The sequence below is a fragment of the Butyrivibrio sp. DSM 10294 genome, from assembly GCF_028539135.1.
GTDB lineage: Bacteria > Bacillota > Clostridia > Lachnospirales > Lachnospiraceae > Butyrivibrio.
This window is the reverse complement of the sequence record NZ_JANSWL010000088.1, coordinates 480,388-498,996: the sequence shown is the minus strand read 5'-3', so window position 1 is coordinate 498,996 and position 18,609 is coordinate 480,388. Positions and strand designations below refer to the sequence as shown.

Genomic DNA, 18,609 nt, shown 5'->3' with positions numbered 1-18,609 from the left:
GGCGTTATATGAGGGGAAACAGCATTTTTAATCAGAAAAAGAACAGTATTATTGCCTTATTGTTAATGCTGGTAATGACAGCTACAGGATGTGCAGCTACAGAGGCGGCGGAGGTTGCCACACCTGAAGTGGTATTTGAACCTGCAAGTATAGAGAATCTTGACTTGGAGGAGCCTGAGCAGGAACCGGAGGTTACTGCTTCGGAGATTGTCAGGGGGATTCCCTCAGAGGTTGGAATACATGATGAATGTATCGCCCTTATTGAGGATATTATCGAAACTGATATTGATTATGGCTTCACCAGTGCTCAGCTCTCTATAATCAAGGAAGACAAGCTGGTGTATGAGAATGCATGGGGTAAGCTATGCAGCTACAATCAGGATGGCAGTGTCAAAGAGGACAGTCCCGCAGTTACAACAGACACGTTATACGATCTTGCTTCTGTAAGCAAGATGTTTGGTGTTAACTATGCTATTCAGAAGATGGTTACTGACGGTCAGATGGATATTTCAAGTAAACTGGTTGATGTTCTGGGACCCGAATTTGCTGAGGACACCATCGATATTCAATATGAGGGCGGCACAGGAGCGGACCTTGAAACTCAGAAGAACTGGAAGGCACAGCTTAAGATTTCGGATCTTCTAAAGCACCAGGGAGGTTTTCCCGCAGATCCAAGATATGGCAATCCCAATGTGGATCAGGTTACTCAGAAATATGATCCCTCTTATACCAATATCTTATTTTCATCTCATGAAGCTAACGAAGATGCCAAGACACTAACCTACGAGTGCATATGTAAGACGCCGCTACTGTATGAGCCGGGTACCCGGACAGTCTACTCGGATGTTGATTATATGATCCTGGGCTTTGTAGTTGAGAAGATAGCGGGAGTAAATCTGGATACATATATCAAAGAGAACTTCTGCGAACCTCTGGGTCTTACTCATATTACGTATAATCCGCTTCAGAACGGCTTTTCCAAGGAGGATTGCGCGGCTACTGAGCTTAACGGCAATACCAGGGACGGATATATTTTCCATGATGGTATCAGAACAGAGACCATTCAGGGAGAGGTACATGATGAGAAGGCATATTATTGCATGGGAGGTTTTTCGGGACATGCGGGCCTTTTTTCCAATGCCACGGATATAGCAAGGCTGGCAAATGTGATGCTCACCGGCAAATGTGGGGATATTGAGTTCTTTTCCAAGGAAGTAATAGATGAATTCACAGCGCCTGTTTCTTCCGATAACAAGAAGTGGGGACTTGGCTGGTGGAGACAAGGGGATATGGAGAGAACCAAATATTTTGGCAGCAAGGCCGGCTCAGGAACCTTCGGACATCAGGGCTGGACCGGAACTTTGGTGATGATAGACCCTGAGAAGAAACTGGTGATTGCAATTCTTACCAACAAGGTCAATTCTCCTGTGACCAATAAAAAGAGCAATGCAAATAAGTTTAACGGAAACTGGTACACAACTGCCAATCTGGGGTTCGTTCCGGAGATACTTTACATCGGAATGGATGAGGACCGGGATGTGAAGGAAGAACTGATACAGTGCTGCGAGAGTATGAGAGACAGCGCTGAAGAAGCTATTAAGAAGAAAATGTCTGAGGATCACCCAGCCAGGAAGAACCTTGCAAGCAAGGAAGCTGTACTTGAACATCTTAAGGAAGGACAATAATACTATGACAATAAGAAGAGCACAAAATAAGGATATTCCGGAGGTTCACGAGCTGTTGGCTCAGGTGGATATGGTTCATCACGTGGGAAGACCGGATATTTTCAAGATTGGAAATAAATACAACGATGATGAGCTGATGGAGCTTATTAAGGATGATAACAGACCTATTTTTGTGGCTGTTGATGAAAATGATAAGACTCTCGGATATGCCTTTTGTATTTTCAAGCAGTTTGAAAATGACAATGTGCTTACGGACATCAAGACCCTCTATATCGATGATCTGTGCGTGTTTGAGAACTTGAGAGGCCAGCACATTGGAAGAGCATTGTATGAATATACCAAGGATTTTGCCAAAAAGAGTGGTTGTTATAACCTTACACTTAATGTTTGGAGCTGCAACGAGAGTGCTCAGAGATTCTATGAATCCGTTGGGATGAAGCCGCAGAAGGTTGGAATGGAGACTATTCTCTGATGATTGACAAGATAAAAGAAAGTGCCAAAGAACGAAAAGAGAATAAGAAAAAAGCTAAGGCCAAAAAGAAGCCCTACGGCGGAATCAGCAATATTTCCAAGTATTTGCAGGAGCAGTATGGCCAAAAGGGAGTTCTTGTTAAGCGTGGCCGTGGCGTAGTCATGAATCAGCAGTCCATGGAACAGATAAGCGGCCGCAAAACCAGGAACTGTTCTGTTGTAGCGGTTACAAGGGTGCTGGATTATTATCGGAAAACAAGGAATATTCCGGGGATTCCTGAGGATATCCGCGAGACCTACAAGGTGGTGGAGGAGATAGCCGAGAGCTATGGATATACTGATAAAGTCGGTACGTTTCCTCTTTTTATCTCAGGAATAACCAAGGAAGCCTTCAAGACATATGGGGTTAAGGTTAGATGCAAAGGGGTCTATATCTGGAACTTTGAGAACCAGGTGGTAAAAGAAATATCTGCCGGAAGACCTGTTATTATGAACATTGCGAGGGGATATTATAAGGACCACACCATAGTCGTGGCAGGCTATAGCATCTGGAAAGTGGGAGATAAGCTGTATCCAATGATAAGAGTTATAGACGGTTGGAGCAGCGGATACCATTATATTGACTATGAGGCCTTTGCCAAGGACATCTCACAGTCAATATTCGGATCCTTCAATACCATTGAACTTATTAAATAGCGCCAAGCTGCATGCGATAATACTTCTCGTAGAGACCACCCTTATTGATGAGTTCTTTGTGGGTGCCTCGTTCCTTGATGCCATCGCCGTCAAGAACGATGATTTCATCAGCACCAAGAATAGTGGACAGTCTGTGGGCGATGGTGATGGTGGTGCGACCTGCGGACAGTTTATCAAGGCTTTCCTGGATATATCGCTCGCTTTCATTGTCCAGGGCGCTGGTGGCTTCATCAAGGATAAGGATTGGCGGGTTCTTAAGAAAGACTCTGGCGATGGCTATTCTCTGTTTCTGTCCGCCTGAGAGTCTTGCGCCTCTTTCTCCAACCTCTGTTTCAAAGCCCTTGGGAAGGCTCTCAATAAATTCAAGAAGATCGGCACTTCTTGCCGCTTCAACAATTTCCTCCATGGTTGCTTCGGGCTTACCGTAAGCAATGTTTTCCCTGACGGTTCCGTTAAATAGATAGACATCCTGCTGAACTATTCCAATATAAGCACGTAGGGATTTCTGAGTTACAGTGCGGATATCTGTTCCGTCTATGCATACACAGCCGCCGGTGACATCGTAGAATCTAGGAAGGAGAGAGCACAGAGTTGTCTTTCCTCCGCCGGAAGGTCCGACAATTGCGATGGATTTACCGGCTTCAACATGGAGATTGATGTCATGTAATACGGTTTCCTCTTTCTCATATGAGAAAGAAACATTCTTATAATCTATAACACCCTTAACGTCAGACAGAGTGCCTGCGTCGGGACTATCTGTTATCTCGGGGAGTGTGTCCATAACTTCTGTAAAACGCTCAAATCCTGCAAGACCCTTCTGGAGCTGCTCTGTAAATTCCACTAGAACATTCACGGGACCAATAAAAATATTGATATACAATGCATATATTGCCAGATCTTCACCTGTGAGCTGGCCCTTGGCAATAAAATAGCCACCGGCGATAAGCACTGTAACATACATAAGACCGTCAAAGAGGTTGTTGCCGGAGAAAAACTTGGCCATTTGACGGTAGTTGGCCTGCTTGGAATCAAGGAAGGCGAGGTTTGATCTGTCAAATTTCTGCTGTTCAATTTCCTCACCTGTGAAGGACTTGACGACTCTGATGCCTCCAAGGGTATCCTGAAGAGAAGAGTTGATGCCGGCAATCTTTTTTCTGTTGTCGGAGAAGGTGGCACGCATCTTACCGTTCTGGCGGATTGCGAATATTGCCATGCAAATTACAACTACTACGAGGCACAGTGTCATGGGGACGTTGATCCTCATAAGGAGGATGAAGGAGCCGATTATTTTGACTATTGAAATGAAGATATTTTCCGGGCCATGGTGGGCAAGCTCTGAGATGTCGAATAAATCGGAGATGAGTTTACTCATCATCTCGCCGGTGTTGTGGGTGTCGTAATAAGAAAAAGAAAAAGCTTCGAATCTTTCGAACAGTTCCCTTCTCATACCGGATTCCATCCGGGCTCCCATCATGTGTCCCTGATAGGTTACATAATATCTGCAGAGACTTCTGATGATATACATTATGATCAGAAGTGCGGCGATAACTCCAAGTCTGGAGAGAATAACCTGCGGTGTTTCAAGGAAAAGAGTACTTCTGAGTATTCGTAGGAACTGCGGAAATGCCAGGTCGATCACAGAAAGAATGGACGCACAGACCAGATCCAGCAGAAAAACACCGATATAGGGCTTGTAATAGGGAATAAATTTTTTGATGAGTTTCATTATATGAGCTCCCTCTATGATTATTTTGATGCATAGATATGCATTTCCTATTGTACTTGAATGAGAATAATAATGCTATAATGTAAGCAGAGTTATTTTTTTATTATGAGGGGAAAAAGTGAAAAAGAAAGTGATCTTGGCTGCGGTTATTCTGATAATAATCGGAGTTCTTATTTTCGTTATAAGTAAAATGATTCTAGTTCCGAAAAACACTTCCAGAAGAGACGGGGAACCTGTGCCCGGCGCCTACAATCAGGAAGAGGAGCTTCTTACAGCTGAGGGCGTTATCGGGCCTTCTGCTTCATCAGAGGAACAATCACATATTAAGACTGAACAGAATATTATAGATGTTGAGGAGATTACTTCAGATACCAATGAACCTGTTTCTGAAGAAGTTGAGCCTGTAAGCACCGTAGTTTTACAGGAAGCTCTCAGAATTGACGAAGGTGATATAGGGGATTTTTACAGTAACCCTGATTTTGAAGATGTTATTCCGGTTGATATTCGCTCTTTTTCCAAATCAGAGATTCCTGAAAGCTATGATTCCAGAGATGTGGGTGGCAGAAGATATGTAACAGAGGTACAGGATCAGGGCTATACCTATCTGTGCTGGGCCTACTCGGCTATTGCAGCGGTTGAGAGCGACATTTTGTCTCACCATAGCAGCTTGGATTACTCAGCTATTAATCTCTCCGAGAAGCACCTTGCATACTACAATATGCATAAAGCCGAAGGGTCAGAAGATAGCGCTATAGATGATGACTACAGAGAGCTTGTGAATGCGGATAATAAGGACGGTGCCTGGATATTTGATTATGGTACCAATTATATTTCCATGGGCGGAGTTACTAACTACTGCATTAGCCTTCTTACGGCCTGGAAGGGACCGGTAAATGATGAGGGAGATGATTCTTTTAACGCCGTTTATGGTCAGAGCTATGTATTTGAGGAAAACGGAAATGCTCCTTCGGATGCCTACGCTGCAGATTATCATGTTCAGGAAGTAGGGGAAATACTTGCATCTGAAGAGAACAGGGATCTGATCAAACAGATGATCATGGAACATGGCTGTGTGACGGCATCAGTTAATGCAGACGGAAAATACTGGTCCGGGCACTATAGTAACCTTTATTCGAATTTCCCCGGTGTGGAGGTTCCGACAGCCAATCATGAAATCATAATTCTGGGATGGGACGATAATTACAGCGCTGCCAATTTTGTCAAAAAACCAGAGGCTGACGGGGCATGGCTTTGCCGCAACAGCTGGGGAACAGGTTCCGGAAATAAGGGGTTTTTCTACCTGTCCTACTATGATGAGACTACCTGCGACAATAATGTGGCCGCTTATTCTGTGGCTATGAAGGGAGAAAAAAACTGGTATGACAACAATTACCAGGTATGCGGATTCATCGACAATGTTGTAAGCGCTCTTGATGATTCCCAGAACTATGTTACTGCATACACTGCCTCGACCAATCCTTACGGTGTTATGTACACGGCTTCATCAGATGAAATGCTGAAGGCTGTAGGATTTATGAGCCTTGAGACATATCAGCAATATGAGATTAAGGTATTTCTTAATCCTGAAGGGGAAGGCAATGAAGATAATAAGTCAAATATCGTGGAATTTGCTAAGCTCCGAGAACCTGTCAGCAGTACAAAAGTGTCAAACATAAGCGGTGGTTATCATACCTATACACTTTCAGATCCGGTGGAACTTAATAAGGACGACAGATTTTTTATACTTGTGGAACCGGCTACCATGGCTCGCCTTCCTTATGAAAGAGCAGGAGACAATACCGGTACTGCCAATTATGATGAATGGAACAATCTAACCGGAAATGTCCACAACAGCTACGAAGCAAGCGGACTTAGCTATTATATTTCCGATGATGGTATAGGCATGGAAGCTCAGAAGGATAAAGACTTTTTGTTAAAAGCATATACTAATTCAAGATAATATTTGGTTATGCAAAATATAAAAACCCATAAAGCAAAAGAGACGTCTACGAAACGTCTCTTTTGCTTTTCACAAGATTTTTTGGGAGGAGGGCTGTATATTGGGGAGATACACAGCCCAGGTATGAAAAAAGTTTGTTGGGGGAGTGAGAATTTTATTCTCATTATTTATATCGGTGATGAGTGAAAATAATTAACAGTATTTAGATAATTATTTATAAAAATAATGCACGAAAAAACGTAAATCAAATTGTGCAAATATCTTAGAACAAGCGTTTGAAATTTATACGTTTTTGTGATATATTGTGTTTATCAACAAGAAAGGCACAATATATATGGGAAAGAACGATAAGGAACTCGAACAGATCAGTACAACAGATAAACTTAAGGCTTTTAAGACACTTAAGGATGCCGGCTTCAGAGTAGAATTTAACGGAAGCGGTGTTCCTACGGTTATCTGTCAGAAATCCGAAGATATAGACAAGGTGCTCAAGGATGTCCGCAAGGCTCTTAAGGAGCTTCGCTACAGTGGCAGCTTTGGCGTAAGAGGTCCCAGGAAGACAGATATGATCACAACCGAAGAGTCTGAGAGCATGGAGCAGGCTAATGACGCCTGTGCAATCTCCGCATAACATAAAAAGAAGCACCTCATCGAGGTGCTTTAATTTTTGGGAGGAGGGGTCGACCAGTGGGGAGCCGATCGACCCGGTATGAAAAAAGTTTTGTTGGGGGAGTCAGAAGTTTTGTACTTCTGATATTGTATATATTAAAGGCTAAATTTGGACAAAATATGGACGATTTATAAAGAAAACATAAAGTAAGTCGAAATAATAAATAATCAAAATACGATATTTAGTTTATTTTTTTTAATTTATTTTGGAATCATACGAAATATTGTATAATATTATTGTGAGAAAATTATACACAACTTAGGATGAATCATATATTTAGCCACTATGAGAGGGGCAATTATGAACGTGATGCCGGGTGTTTCGACAGTTACTAATCACAATATGGTACAAAGTCCGATTTCAACAGGTGACTGTGCGGCCGCTGCCGCAAAAGCCGCTGCTGCCAATTTGCTGTTTAGAATTGATACCGAATCGGTTACCGTTACCCACGAGAGAGGTAGCAGGAATATCTCAGTATTCAGGAATGATATGAATTGCAATGACGATTCATCGGAGTATTATGCGATCATGGAGGGCGGCATTGCTCCGGATATCAGAGACAGGGCCAGGATCGTCGTTAATGTTTCAAGAATAAAAGATCTTAGAAAATTAAACGAAAAAGCGCACATAGATATAAGATACAACAACCTCTTTATGCAGGGAGGTGAGGGCATAGGTACTGCAATGTCGCCTTTGCCGGATATAAAGAGCGGAGATTATCTCATTGAAAAGAATCCGCGAATGCTGATATTTGATGCGGTTGCCGGAGTGGTTGATATTTCCGACGGAGCTCAGATTCTGATGATAACCATATCCTGCCCGGAGGGAATGATGATAGCTGCCAAACAGCCTATGGTTCAGTCGGGCTTTAGCGGTGGCATTACCATAATAGGAGATTACGGACAGGTATCAACGATTCATCAAAGAGATATTACGGAATCGATAGATGCCCAGATAGGTAAGCAGATTGGTTTTGGTGTTAAGAGTATTCTGGTAAGTCCCGGATCTTACTGTGCAGACAAGATCAGTTCTCAGCTTCATGTCAATCTTGACACTGCCATAAGATGTTACAATTTCCCGGGCTATACCATAGATAAGGCCGTTGAATCCGGCGTTGAGAACATGCTTCTTGTGGGAAATGTGGGCAAACTTGTTAAACTCGCCGCAGGTATCATGAATACCAGTTCCTATGCTTCGGATGGACGAAGAGAAATATTTGCTGCTCATACAGCACTTGTTGGAGGAACTGCGATTCAGGTCAGAACCGTAATGGGATGTATAACCTGCGATGAGATACTGGCACTTTTGGATAGCTGGGGGCTAAGAGACAGGGTTATGAACAGCATCATGATGGCTATAGCAAACTGCGTTAGAATGCGCTGTCAGGGGAAACTTCGGTTTGGCGTTGCACTTTTTTCGGAGGAGTATGGACTTCTTGGGCAGACAATGGATACAAAAAATGTGCTTGTAAAGGTTTCTCAGGAACAATTTGCATTGTCACTTAAGCTAAAATAATGTATTCTAATATAAGCATGTTTTTTTACATAAAAGAATGAATTGTTAGGAGAGAATTGGGGAAATGAGTAAGATAATTTTGACCGGAGACCGTCCTACCGGCAAACTTCACGTAGGACACTACGTTGGTTCACTTAAGAGAAGGGTGGAACTTCAGAATTCCGGTGGCTTTGATAAGATTTTTATTATGATCGCCGATGCGCAGGCTCTTACCGATAATGCGGACAACCCGGAGAAGGTAAGACAGAATATCATTGAGGTTGCTCTTGACTATTTGGCAGTGGGTCTTGATCCCGCAAAGTCTACATTATTCATCCAGTCACAGATTCCTGAGCTCACAGAGCTTTCATTTTATTATATGAATCTCGTTACTGTTTCCAGACTTCAGAGAAATCCTACCGTTAAGTCTGAGATCCAGATGAGAAATTTTGAGACCAGCATTCCTGTAGGATTCTTTACATATCCTATCAGCCAGGCTGCTGATATTACAGCATTCAAGGCTACCACCGTTCCCGTTGGTGAGGACCAGGAGCCTATGATAGAGCAGACAAGAGAGATTGTCAGAAAGTTTAACTCTGTTTATGGTGAAACACTTGTTGAGCCCGATATTCTTTTACCGGATAACGCTGCATGTCTTCGCCTTCCCGGCACAGACGGCAAGGCCAAGATGAGTAAGTCTCTTGGCAACTGCATCTACCTCTCTGAGGAGCCTGATGAGATCAAGAAGAAGGTTATGTCCATGTTCACGGATCCCAATCACTTAAGGGTTGAAGATCCCGGACAGGTTGAGGGCAATCCTGTATTCATTTATCTGGATGCCTTCGCAAGAGATGAGCATTTTGCTGAGTTTGCTCCTGATTATGCTAATCTCCAGGAGATGAAGGATCACTATTCAAGAGGCGGTCTCGGAGATGTTAAGGTTAAGAGATTCCTGAATGAAGTAATCCAGGCTGAGCTTGAGCCTATCCGTAAGAGAAGGAAGGAATTCCAGAAGGATATTCCTTATGTATATGAAGTACTAAGGAAAGGCAGCGAAGTAGCTGAGGCTGTGGCTGCACAGACTCTTTCAGATGTTAAGAATGCCATGAAGATCAACTACTTTGATGATAAAGAGCTTATTGCAATGCAATCTGCAAAGTACGAGGAGATGGAAGACTAATGAAAAACATTCTGTTTGTAGCTTCTGAAGGAGTACCTTTTATTAAGACCGGTGGACTTGCCGATGTTGTCGGCTCTCTTCCTAAGGACATTGATAAGAGATATTTCGATGTCCGAGTTATACTTCCGCTTTATAAATGTATCAACCAGAAAATGAAGGACAAGATGGAGTATGTAACCAACTTCTACATGGACTTTCATTGGAAGAACGAATACGTTGGTATATTTAAAGCAGAAATAGATGGAATCAAGTATTATTTCATTGATAATGAGTTCTATTTCAACGGAATGAAGCCCTACGGGGATGATGTGCTTTTTGAGATCGAGAAATTCGCATATTTCTCAAAGGCAGCCCTTTCTGTGCTTCCGGTTCTGGATTTCAGACCTGATATTATTCACTGTCCTGACTGGCAGACAGGTCTTATCCCTGTTTATCTCAAGGAGAGATTCCAGGGAAGCGAGTTCTATCGCGGAATTAAGGCTATTATGACAATCCACAATCTGAAGTTCCAGGGTAAATGGGACATCAGAGCGGTTCAGGATATCACAGGGCTTCCGGATTATTACTTTACACCGGATAAACTGGGACTTTTCAAGGATGCAGACCTTCTTAAGGGCGGTATCGTATTCTCGGATGCCATTACTACTGTAAGTAAGGCCTATGCAGAAGAGATTAAGACAGAATTTTACGGTGAGGAGCTTGACGGACTTCTTCGTGCAAGAGCCCACGATCTTAGAGGAATTGTTAACGGTATTGACTATGATGAGTTCAATCCTGAGACAGACAAATATATTCCTTACAAATACAATGCCATCAACTTCCGCAAGGAGAAGATCAAGAACAAGAGAGCTCTTCAGAAGGAGCTGGGCCTTAAGGAAGATGACAAGGTAATGATGATCGGTATTGTATCAAGACTTACCGACCAGAAGGGCTTTGATCTTATTAACTATGTACTTGATGAGCTCTGCCAGGATGCAATTCAGCTGGTGGTTCTTGGTACAGGTGAAGAGCAGTACGAGAATTCCTTCCGTCATTTCGACTGGAAGTACAATGACAAAGTTTCTGCCAATATCTATTACTCAGAGCCTATGTCTCACAAGATATATGCTGCTTCCGATGTGTTCCTGATGCCTTCGCTGTTTGAGCCCTGCGGACTGTCACAGCTGATGGCCTTGAGATACGGCACAATTCCGATTGTTAGACAGACAGGCGGACTTATTGATACCGTTGAGCCTTACAACAAGTTCGAGAGCACCGGAACAGGCTTTGGTTTCCTTAATTACAATGCTCACGAGATGCTTGGTACCATCAGAGAGGCTGAGCATGTTTACTACGATCAGAAGCGTGAGTGGAATAAGATGATAGACAGAGCCATGGCAGTTGATTTCTCCTGGAAGGTTTCCGCTGAGAAGTATCAGGAGATGTATGACTGGCTCAAGCCATAACGAAATTTTGAATAATGATTATTGAAACGGTATAGGTGTCAGCTTTAGTTGACACCTATATTCTTTTATTGCAAAATGGGTATGGCTGTGTTTTTAACAGCTAAAAATTGGGAGAGTAATGAGCATAACGCTCTGAATAATAGATGAACAAAGATACTGATAATAAACAAAAGAAAGGCGGTTTATTTGTCCAGGCCGGTATTTTTGCAATAGCAGGAATCATCAGCAGGATAATAGGCGTTTTATATACCAGCCCGCTGGCAGCAATAATCGGAGATGAAGGCAACGGCTATTACAGCGCGGCTTATTCTGTTTACACCATTGTTCTTTTGGTTTCTTCTTACAGTATTCCATCTGCTATGTCCAAGATCATAGCAGGTAAACTTGCGGTAAAAGAGTATCGTAATGCCCACAGGATATTTAAATGTGCGCTATATTACGTGGCTACTGTTGGCATGATAGGAACTCTGATACTTTTATTTTTTGCTGACATTCTTGCAGCGGGAAGATCCGCTACTGTCCTTAGATTTTTTGCACCCACAATATTCATATTTGGATTCCTTGGCGTTCTGAGAGGCTATTTTCAGGCCCACAGAACTATGGTTCCAACTTCAATTTCCCAGCTTATAGAGCAGATCTTTAATGCTCTTGTAAGTGTGGGTGGTGCTCTGATACTTACAAAAATAGCAGGAGAAGAAGATCCTTCCAAGAGAGCGGTCTATGGTGCTATCGGTAGTTCCCTGGGAACCGGCACCGGAGTATTGGTGGCCCTTTTGTTCATGCTGTTTGTATATCACGTCAATGCTAAGGCATTTAAAAAGAGAATTGCCCGTGATACCAGTGAAGATATGTCAAACAGAGAGATATTCAGGCTTATCTTTATGATCGTAACGCCATTTATCCTTAGTACCTGTATTTATAATGCTTCAAGCTTCCTCAACTGGACGCTGTTTTCCAGAATTCTTATGAATGTTAAGGGGATTGAAGAGACTTTGGTTGTTTCCCAGTACGGTATTTTTAACAGAAAGGCCATGCTGATAACAAACCTTCCCATAGCTCTTGCAAGTGCTGCAGCTGCGGCTATGATACCTGAGATCTCGACATCTTATGCCAGAGGTGACAAGGAAAGTGCAGCAGCAACTGTTTCCAAGGTTATTAGAGTAATTCTTATGATATCTATTCCAAGTAGCGTTGGACTTTTTGCTCTTGCAAGGCCTATTATGATGATCCTTTTCCCGCAGAAGGCATCTCTTTCCGAAGCTTCAATGCTTCTGATGATCCTTGCGATCACGGTTGTTTTCTACTCGTTGTCAACTGTGACCAATGCAGTGCTTCAGGGAATCGGTAAAGTCAACGCGCCTGTTATTAATGCCTTTATTACTCTGGTGATTCAGGCTCTGCTCCTTGCCGCACTTCTTATTTTTACCAATCTTGGTGATGTGGCGCTATGTATAGTTACTATCGTTTATTCGCTGCTTATGTGTGTGCTTAACAATATGGTCATGAAAAAGCGCATACCGATAAATAATGATTTCAAAAAGACATATCTTCTTCCTTCAATATCCGCCGTGGTAATGGGAATTGTGGCCTTTTTGGTACATTGGAGCTTTGATAGTCTGTTTAAGCTTTTTATTCCAAGAGAGTATTTTGCCAATATTCTGGCTACTCTGATAGCTGTTCTTGTTGCAGTATTTGTGTATTTTGCGGTTCTTATAAGGTCAGGCGGTGCCTCTGAGGAAGATATCAGAAGATTTCCTAAGGGTGCAAGTATAGCATTACTACTTAAAAAACTCAGGATTCTATAAATATGAACAAAGAAAGATCATTTGAAAAGAGCATAAGAAGACAATATATTCTCCTGGGCTTTACATTGATATTTGTTGTGGGGACGCTTATTGTTGGTTCGCTTTTATTCAGATTCTATATGAAGAACTTCAGGACCAAGCAGGAGAGCAACGAATACGGAAGATATTATGTGATGATAACCGATAATTATAAGTCTGATTTCTGGCAGTCGGTTTACAAGGGGGCGCTGGATGCGGCCAAAGAGCAGGGAATCTATGTGGAACTGCTGGGGCAGAACATCTCGGGAGAGTACTCCTGTGAGGAGCTGATGAGGATAGCTATAGCCTCAAGGGTGGACGGTATAATTGTCTATGCCAATGAGACCGATGAGATGACAGAGCTTATTGATGAGGCCACGCAGAAGGATATTCCGGTTGTTACACTGTACAATGACAATACCAAGTCCACCAGGATGAGCTTCGTGGGTGTTGGTAGCTACAATATCGGTCGTGAATACGGCAAGCAGATCAACAATATCGTCAAGGAGAAAAGAAGAGACAGTATCGAGTCTGACAATATCGGCCAGAGATTGCCTCTTAGGATTGCCGTTCTTGTTAATGCGGATGCGGGAGATTCAGGGCAGAATATCATAATATCAGCGATTCAGGATTCTCTTCGACAGGTAAATATAACTGATGCAGAGTATGCTATTTCTACAGTTGCAGTGGATAATACCAATGCTTTTGCCGTGGAAGAATCCATAAGAGATATTTTCCTTATGGAGAATATTCCTGATGTTATTCTGTGCCTCAATGAGCTTGATACGGTCTGTGCTTATCAGGCGGTGGTTGATTTTAACAAGGTAGGAGAGGTATATATTCTTGGTTACTATGACTCTGATTCTATAGTCAGTGCTGTGGACAGAGGCGTTTTGTATGCAACAATCGCTATTGATACCAAACAGCTGGGAGAGTACTCAGTCAAGGCTCTTGATGATTACTATGAATACGGCAATACCAGCCAGTATTATTCAGCTGATATTACACTTATAAGTCAGGACAATATTGCAGAATTCCTGAAAAAGGAGGAAGGCGATGAATAGATTCCTTAATAAGCCCCTCCAATTTAAAATCATCAGTGTCTGTATATTTACCAATGTCCTTATTTTCATCGTTAACCTTCTGCTGATGCTTGGTATGAATGCCATGGCTGTTGAGATGGAGAAGGTGTATGAAGGTAACAGATCCCTCAATGAGCTTGGAACCGCTTTGTCTGACGTTCAGGACTCCATGACCGTCTACCTTAGTTCCAAGACCAGTGATTCACTGGAGGAGTACTTTAGAAGCGCCCAGAGACTTCAGGATAAGGCCGGTACCCTTGATGACAGGGTAACTGATCATGCACTCACCAGAATGGAGAGAAACATCCGCAACATGACGGGAGATTACCTTGATGTCGTTGGCAAAACCGTTGAAGCCAAGCGCGGAAGAAATGTTGAGAAATACAGAAATTACTACGAAGAAGCTACTCAGCTCTATGGTTATATAAATGAATACCTTAGAAGTCTTAACCAGGAGCTGTTTGTATCAAACTCCGATAGCTATACAATTATGGCAAGAGGGTTCAGAAGCTTTGAGTTTATAAGCTTTATCGTTATGACACTGGTTATGATAGGAAACGTTGTTATTGTAACAAGCTTTGTCAGAGCGTTGATGCTTCCTTTGAAGAAACTGTCGGATTCAGCCAATGAGGTTGCTGATGGAAACTTTGACGTAACACTGCCGGAAGTGGCCTATCAGGACGAGATCGGAATTGTGAACAACGCCTTCAGTAAGATGCTTGTCAGCATCAAGCAGTATATTCAGCGTCTTACCGAGAGTATGGAGAAGGAAAGGGACATGCAGGAGAAGGAACTTATGATGGAGTCCCATCTTAAGGACGCTCAGCTTAAGTACCTGCGGGCCCAGATCAATCCGCATTTTTTGTTTAATACTCTTAATGCCGGCGCTCAGCTGGCCATGATGGAAGGCGCCGACAGGACTTATGAATATGTTCAGACTGTGGCAGACTTTTTCAGATATAATATCAAAAATCAGCAGACTGAGGTTCGGATAAGAGATGAGGTTACGCTGGTGGATAATTATATCCAGATTCTGAACGTAAGATTCTCCGGAGACATCGGCTATGAGAAACAGGTGGATGAACGTCTTCTTGATATGGTGATGCCTGCCATGATCCTTCAGCCAATTGTTGAAAATGCTGTTAACCACGGCATCAGAGAAATGGGTAGTGAGGGAAAGATTACTCTCAGAGTGTATAGAGAGGATGACAACGTCTGCATAGGAATCGGTGATAACGGCAAAGGAATCAGCCGTGAGAACATCAGCCGGATACTAAGCGGTAACTGGCATAACGACGAGAATCAGTACGACAATAACGGAATCGGTATGGATAATGTGATATCAAGACTTCGTCTTTTTACCGGAAAAGAAGATGTAATAGATATTAAGAGCGACGGACAGGGAATGGGAGCGGAAGTGCTTATAAGGATTCCCTTCAGCCGCGCTGCAGAATGATATATAGGGAATGATATAGGGGTAAAAAATGTACAGAGTAATGATCGCTGATGATGAAGGTATTGTTATCGATTCAATGAAATTCATCATCGAAAAGGAATTTGGAAATCAGTGCGAGGTAGAATTCGCCAAGACCGGCAGGAGCGGAATAGAACTGGCTGAGAGATTCAGACCGGATATAGCGGTTATCGATATCCATATGCCCGGAATTAACGGTATAGATGCCATCCGTGAGATGAAGCAGTTTTGTCCCGGGACGATTTTTATTGTCATGTCTGCCTATGATAAATTTGATTATGCCAAGGAAGCAATCAAACTTGGGGTTATGGAATATATCATGAAACCCATGGACAGGTACAAGGTGGTCAAGGTTCTTAAGAAGGCCATGGAGCAGATTGATGAAGACAGGGAGAAGAGAAGCAACGAGCTGATGATAAAAGAAAAACTCGAGACCATCGAACCCATTATCGAGAGTGGACTTATCTATGACATTCTTTTACAGGAGCATTTCGAGGAGGATGTGGAGAGCTACAGAAGCATTCTCGGCATCAAGGAGAACTACGGATATATGCTTGCAATCGTCTGTGGTGATGCTCAGGAAGGCAATCATATGACCAATGCGGTTGGAAGTTCAGTCAAGCTCTCAGGCAAGTATAAGGAGATACGAGAGGGTGTCAAGGATTTCTTTTCCTGCAAAGTCGGAAGCGTAATGGCCAACAAGATTGCTGTGCTGGTTCCCTATGAGAGAGCAAAGATGGAATACGGCGAGAGAACAGAACTGATCGAGAGGGCCAGAGATCTTACCAGATATCTTAGGAAAAAGACTGACATAACCTTCAGAATAGGCGTAGGCGGCGTAAAGCCCTTGAAAGAACTGGGAGAATCTTACAGACAGGCTTTGAACGCACTTATTGCAACAACGGCTTCGGTTGCCCATGTAGACGATCTTACGATCAGCTGCAACTATGAGGACGACTATCCTATTCAGCTGGAGAAGCCTTTGTTTGATGCGGTAGCTAAGGGCGATCTCAATGGTATGAAAGTCATTGCTGACAAATACGCAGACTGGATGTGTGTAAGAGCCAATGACGGAGATATAATGTCGATGAGGCTTAAGGTCCTGGAATTCTCGCTTTACGCAGAGCATCTGGCATATCAGAACGGCGGTCAGACCTACAAATATTCAGGAAGAACGGATTATCTGCCGGAGATCATGGGGCTTTCAACCACAGAAGAACTTAGAGACTGGTTCATGGAAAAACTTACAAGTGCCTGTAGAAACGTTATCAACAAACGTGAAGAGAGGTCAAACGATATTATCAAGACCGCCAAGCAGTTTATTGAGGATAATTACAGCAAAGATATTTCGCTTGATGATGTATCTCGTAAGGTCAACATCTCACCTTACTATTTCAGCAAGATTTTTAAAGATGAGAGCGGACTTAACTTCATCGAATATCTTACCAATTTAAGGATTGATAACGCCAAGAAACTGTTGTCAGATACTGATATGTCAATTAAGGAAATCTGTCTTTCCTGCGGTTATACCGATCCTAACTATTTCAGCAGAAGCTTTAAGAAGAATGTGGGGATCACTCCTACGGAGTACAAGGATGGTAAGTTAGCCGAAAGCGTGTGACATAATAAAGGTATGCAAGAGGATTAGAAGGTATTTGGGGATGAAAAAAACAATACTTAAGAAAATGGCTGTTATGCTTGCCGGATTGCTTTCTTTTACATTTTTATTCGGATGTGCGCCGGAAAATACAAGCGGGCAGGGGCCATCCAAGTCTGAGGATGACAAACCACAGATTGGTATGTGCTTTGACTCTTTTGTAATCGAGAGATGGCAGAAGGACAGGGACATTTTTGTTTCCATGGCCAAAGAGCTGGGGGCAGAGGTTAATGTCCAGAATGCCAACGGAGATATTGAGCAGCAGAAAAAACAAATCGACTACTTCATCAAGCAGGGTATGGATGTTATTGTGATTATCTGTATTGATTCAGAAGCTCTCAAGGATTCTGTTAAAAAGGCCAAGGATGAAGGAATCAAGATCATAGCCTATGACAGACTGATAACCAATGCAGATGTGGATCTCTATATTTCTTTTGACAATGAGAAGGTCGGAGAATTGATGGGAGAGACTATAGTAAATAACAAGGCAGATGCCTGCAAAGTGGTCAAAATCTGCGGTTCTCCTTTAGACAGTAATGTTCACATGGTGGATGCAGGCTTTGACAAGATCATGGAGGAGAATGGCTGCGAGATTCTTGATACCTTTTATGCTGATGGCTGGAGAGCGGAGCTTGCAAGTGACTACGTATATGAGAATATGGATCTGATAATGGAAGCTGATGCAATAATGTGCGGTAATGATGATCTTGCAGGCAGAGTTGTTCATGTGCTCTCCGAGAAGAGACTTGCAGGTAAAAAACTGGTTGTCGGACAGGATGCCGATCTGGAAGCGTGTCAGAGAATAGTGGAAGGAACTCAGTTATCCACTGTATACAAGCCTATTGAGAAGCTTGCTCAGCAGGCAGCTGTCTGTGCAGTCAAGCTTGCAGGAGGAGAGGAGCTGGATTCAGAGAATCTGTCGGTTTATTATGATGGCACCTATGAGGTTCCTTTTTTCAGAATTGATCCTGTAAATGTAACCGAGAAAAACATGAATGAGATAATTATCGGAAGCGGTTTCCATCTCAAGGAAGATGTATATCTGAATGTTCCAGGCAAAATGCCCGATTAATCGATAAATATTTATTACAATAGCACATTTTTGAAAAAGTGCGGACATGATAGCAAAAAAATGCTAGCATGTCCGTTTTATTTTGCTGATTCATAGTAAAAAAGTGAAGAATGTCGTAAATCATTGCTATTTAAAATATGTTAACTTGGATAATGTAAAGAGCAGGACAAAAAG

At 42.7% G+C, this 18,609-nt stretch carries 14 protein-coding genes; 13 read left to right on the top strand and 1 reads right to left on the bottom strand.

Going from position 1 to position 18,609, the window contains the following annotated elements; genetic code table 11:
• Window positions 1-8: 8 nt before the first annotated feature.
• From pbp4b to NXH67_RS18180, 3 genes are read left to right on the top strand one after another with little or no spacing between them, the layout of a single operon-like run.
• Window positions 9-1,685: a penicillin binding protein PBP4B gene (pbp4b, locus tag NXH67_RS18190; protein ID WP_272798281.1), complete on the top strand. Its 1,677-nt coding sequence runs from the start codon at window positions 9-11 to the stop codon at window positions 1,683-1,685.
• 4 nt (window positions 1,686-1,689) lie between these two features.
• Window positions 1,690-2,157 carry a GNAT family N-acetyltransferase gene (locus NXH67_RS18185; protein WP_272798280.1) on the top strand — a complete coding sequence of 156 codons (468 nt, stop codon included), beginning with the start codon at window positions 1,690-1,692 and terminating at the stop codon, window positions 2,155-2,157.
• Window positions 2,157-2,852, top strand: a complete 696-nt coding sequence (locus NXH67_RS18180; protein ID WP_272798279.1) for a C39 family peptidase — start codon at window positions 2,157-2,159, stop codon at window positions 2,850-2,852. Before NXH67_RS18185 ends, NXH67_RS18180 begins: the two co-directional genes overlap by 1 nt.
• Here the strand turns inward: NXH67_RS18180 and NXH67_RS18175 are convergent.
• A complete protein-coding gene (locus NXH67_RS18175; RefSeq protein ID WP_272798278.1) occupies window positions 2,845-4,578 on the bottom strand; it encodes an ABC transporter ATP-binding protein in 1,734 nt (577 codons plus the stop codon). The genes NXH67_RS18180 and NXH67_RS18175 overlap by 8 nt on opposite strands.
• A gap of 118 nt (window positions 4,579-4,696) precedes the next feature.
• On the opposite strand from NXH67_RS18175, the gene NXH67_RS18170 reads away from it, so the two are divergent.
• From NXH67_RS18170 to NXH67_RS18125, 10 genes are all read left to right on the top strand, one after another.
• A complete protein-coding gene (locus NXH67_RS18170; RefSeq protein ID WP_272798277.1) occupies window positions 4,697-6,538 on the top strand; it encodes a C1 family peptidase in 1,842 nt (613 codons plus the stop codon).
• A gap of 334 nt (window positions 6,539-6,872) precedes the next feature.
• The gene (locus NXH67_RS18165; RefSeq protein ID WP_155830788.1) at window positions 6,873-7,169 is read left to right on the top strand and encodes a hypothetical protein; all 297 of its coding nucleotides are present in this window, start codon (window positions 6,873-6,875) and stop codon (window positions 7,167-7,169) included.
• A gap of 339 nt (window positions 7,170-7,508) precedes the next feature.
• Window positions 7,509-8,723 (top strand): cobalt-precorrin-5B (C(1))-methyltransferase, encoded by a 1,215-nt coding sequence (locus tag NXH67_RS18160; RefSeq protein WP_272798276.1) that lies wholly within the window; start codon window positions 7,509-7,511, stop codon window positions 8,721-8,723.
• A 64-nt stretch (window positions 8,724-8,787) separates the two neighbouring features.
• Window positions 8,788-9,882, top strand: a complete 1,095-nt coding sequence (gene trpS / locus NXH67_RS18155; protein ID WP_272798275.1) for a tryptophan--tRNA ligase — start codon at window positions 8,788-8,790, stop codon at window positions 9,880-9,882.
• A complete protein-coding gene (glgA, locus tag NXH67_RS18150; RefSeq protein ID WP_272798274.1) occupies window positions 9,882-11,327 on the top strand; it encodes a glycogen synthase GlgA in 1,446 nt (481 codons plus the stop codon). The genes trpS and glgA overlap by 1 nt, the downstream gene beginning before the upstream one ends.
• A gap of 143 nt (window positions 11,328-11,470) precedes the next feature.
• Window positions 11,471-13,132: a putative polysaccharide biosynthesis protein gene (locus tag NXH67_RS18145; protein ID WP_272798273.1), complete on the top strand. Its 1,662-nt coding sequence runs from the start codon at window positions 11,471-11,473 to the stop codon at window positions 13,130-13,132.
• 2 nt (window positions 13,133-13,134) lie between these two features.
• On the top strand, window positions 13,135-14,214 hold the full coding sequence (locus NXH67_RS18140) for a substrate-binding domain-containing protein (protein WP_272798272.1): 1,080 nt from the start codon (window positions 13,135-13,137) through the stop codon (window positions 14,212-14,214).
• Entirely contained in the window at window positions 14,207-15,688 is a 1,482-nt protein-coding gene (locus NXH67_RS18135) for a sensor histidine kinase (protein ID WP_272798271.1), read from the top strand. Before NXH67_RS18140 ends, NXH67_RS18135 begins: the two co-directional genes overlap by 8 nt.
• 28 nt (window positions 15,689-15,716) lie before the next feature.
• Window positions 15,717-17,327, top strand: coding sequence for a response regulator transcription factor (locus NXH67_RS18130; protein WP_272798270.1), 1,611 nt, complete (start codon window positions 15,717-15,719; stop codon window positions 17,325-17,327).
• A 40-nt stretch (window positions 17,328-17,367) separates the two neighbouring features.
• Window positions 17,368-18,435 carry a sugar ABC transporter substrate-binding protein gene (locus NXH67_RS18125; protein WP_022778916.1) on the top strand — a complete coding sequence of 356 codons (1,068 nt, stop codon included), beginning with the start codon at window positions 17,368-17,370 and terminating at the stop codon, window positions 18,433-18,435.
• The last annotated feature ends 174 nt before the right edge of the window (window positions 18,436-18,609 follow it).

Bases quoted from the DNA above. Each gene is read 5' to 3' on its own strand.
- pbp4b (WP_272798281.1), top strand. From the start codon at position 9: ATGAGGGGAAACAGCATTTTTAATCAGAAAAAGAACAGTATTATTGCC.
- NXH67_RS18185 (WP_272798280.1), top strand. From the start codon at position 1,690: ATGACAATAAGAAGAGCACAAAATAAGGATATTCCGGAGGTTCACGAG.
- NXH67_RS18180 (WP_272798279.1), top strand. From the start codon at position 2,157: ATGATTGACAAGATAAAAGAAAGTGCCAAAGAACGAAAAGAGAATAAG.
- NXH67_RS18175 (WP_272798278.1), bottom strand. From the start codon at position 4,578: ATGAAACTCATCAAAAAATTTATTCCCTATTACAAGCCCTATATCGGT.
- NXH67_RS18165 (WP_155830788.1), top strand. From the start codon at position 6,873: ATGGGAAAGAACGATAAGGAACTCGAACAGATCAGTACAACAGATAAA.
- NXH67_RS18160 (WP_272798276.1), top strand. From the start codon at position 7,509: ATGAACGTGATGCCGGGTGTTTCGACAGTTACTAATCACAATATGGTA.
- trpS (WP_272798275.1), top strand. From the start codon at position 8,788: ATGAGTAAGATAATTTTGACCGGAGACCGTCCTACCGGCAAACTTCAC.
- glgA (WP_272798274.1), top strand. From the start codon at position 9,882: ATGAAAAACATTCTGTTTGTAGCTTCTGAAGGAGTACCTTTTATTAAG.
- NXH67_RS18145 (WP_272798273.1), top strand. From the start codon at position 11,471: ATGAACAAAGATACTGATAATAAACAAAAGAAAGGCGGTTTATTTGTC.
- NXH67_RS18140 (WP_272798272.1), top strand. From the start codon at position 13,135: ATGAACAAAGAAAGATCATTTGAAAAGAGCATAAGAAGACAATATATT.
- NXH67_RS18135 (WP_272798271.1), top strand. From the start codon at position 14,207: ATGAATAGATTCCTTAATAAGCCCCTCCAATTTAAAATCATCAGTGTC.
- NXH67_RS18130 (WP_272798270.1), top strand. From the start codon at position 15,717: ATGTACAGAGTAATGATCGCTGATGATGAAGGTATTGTTATCGATTCA.
- NXH67_RS18125 (WP_022778916.1), top strand. From the start codon at position 17,368: ATGAAAAAAACAATACTTAAGAAAATGGCTGTTATGCTTGCCGGATTG.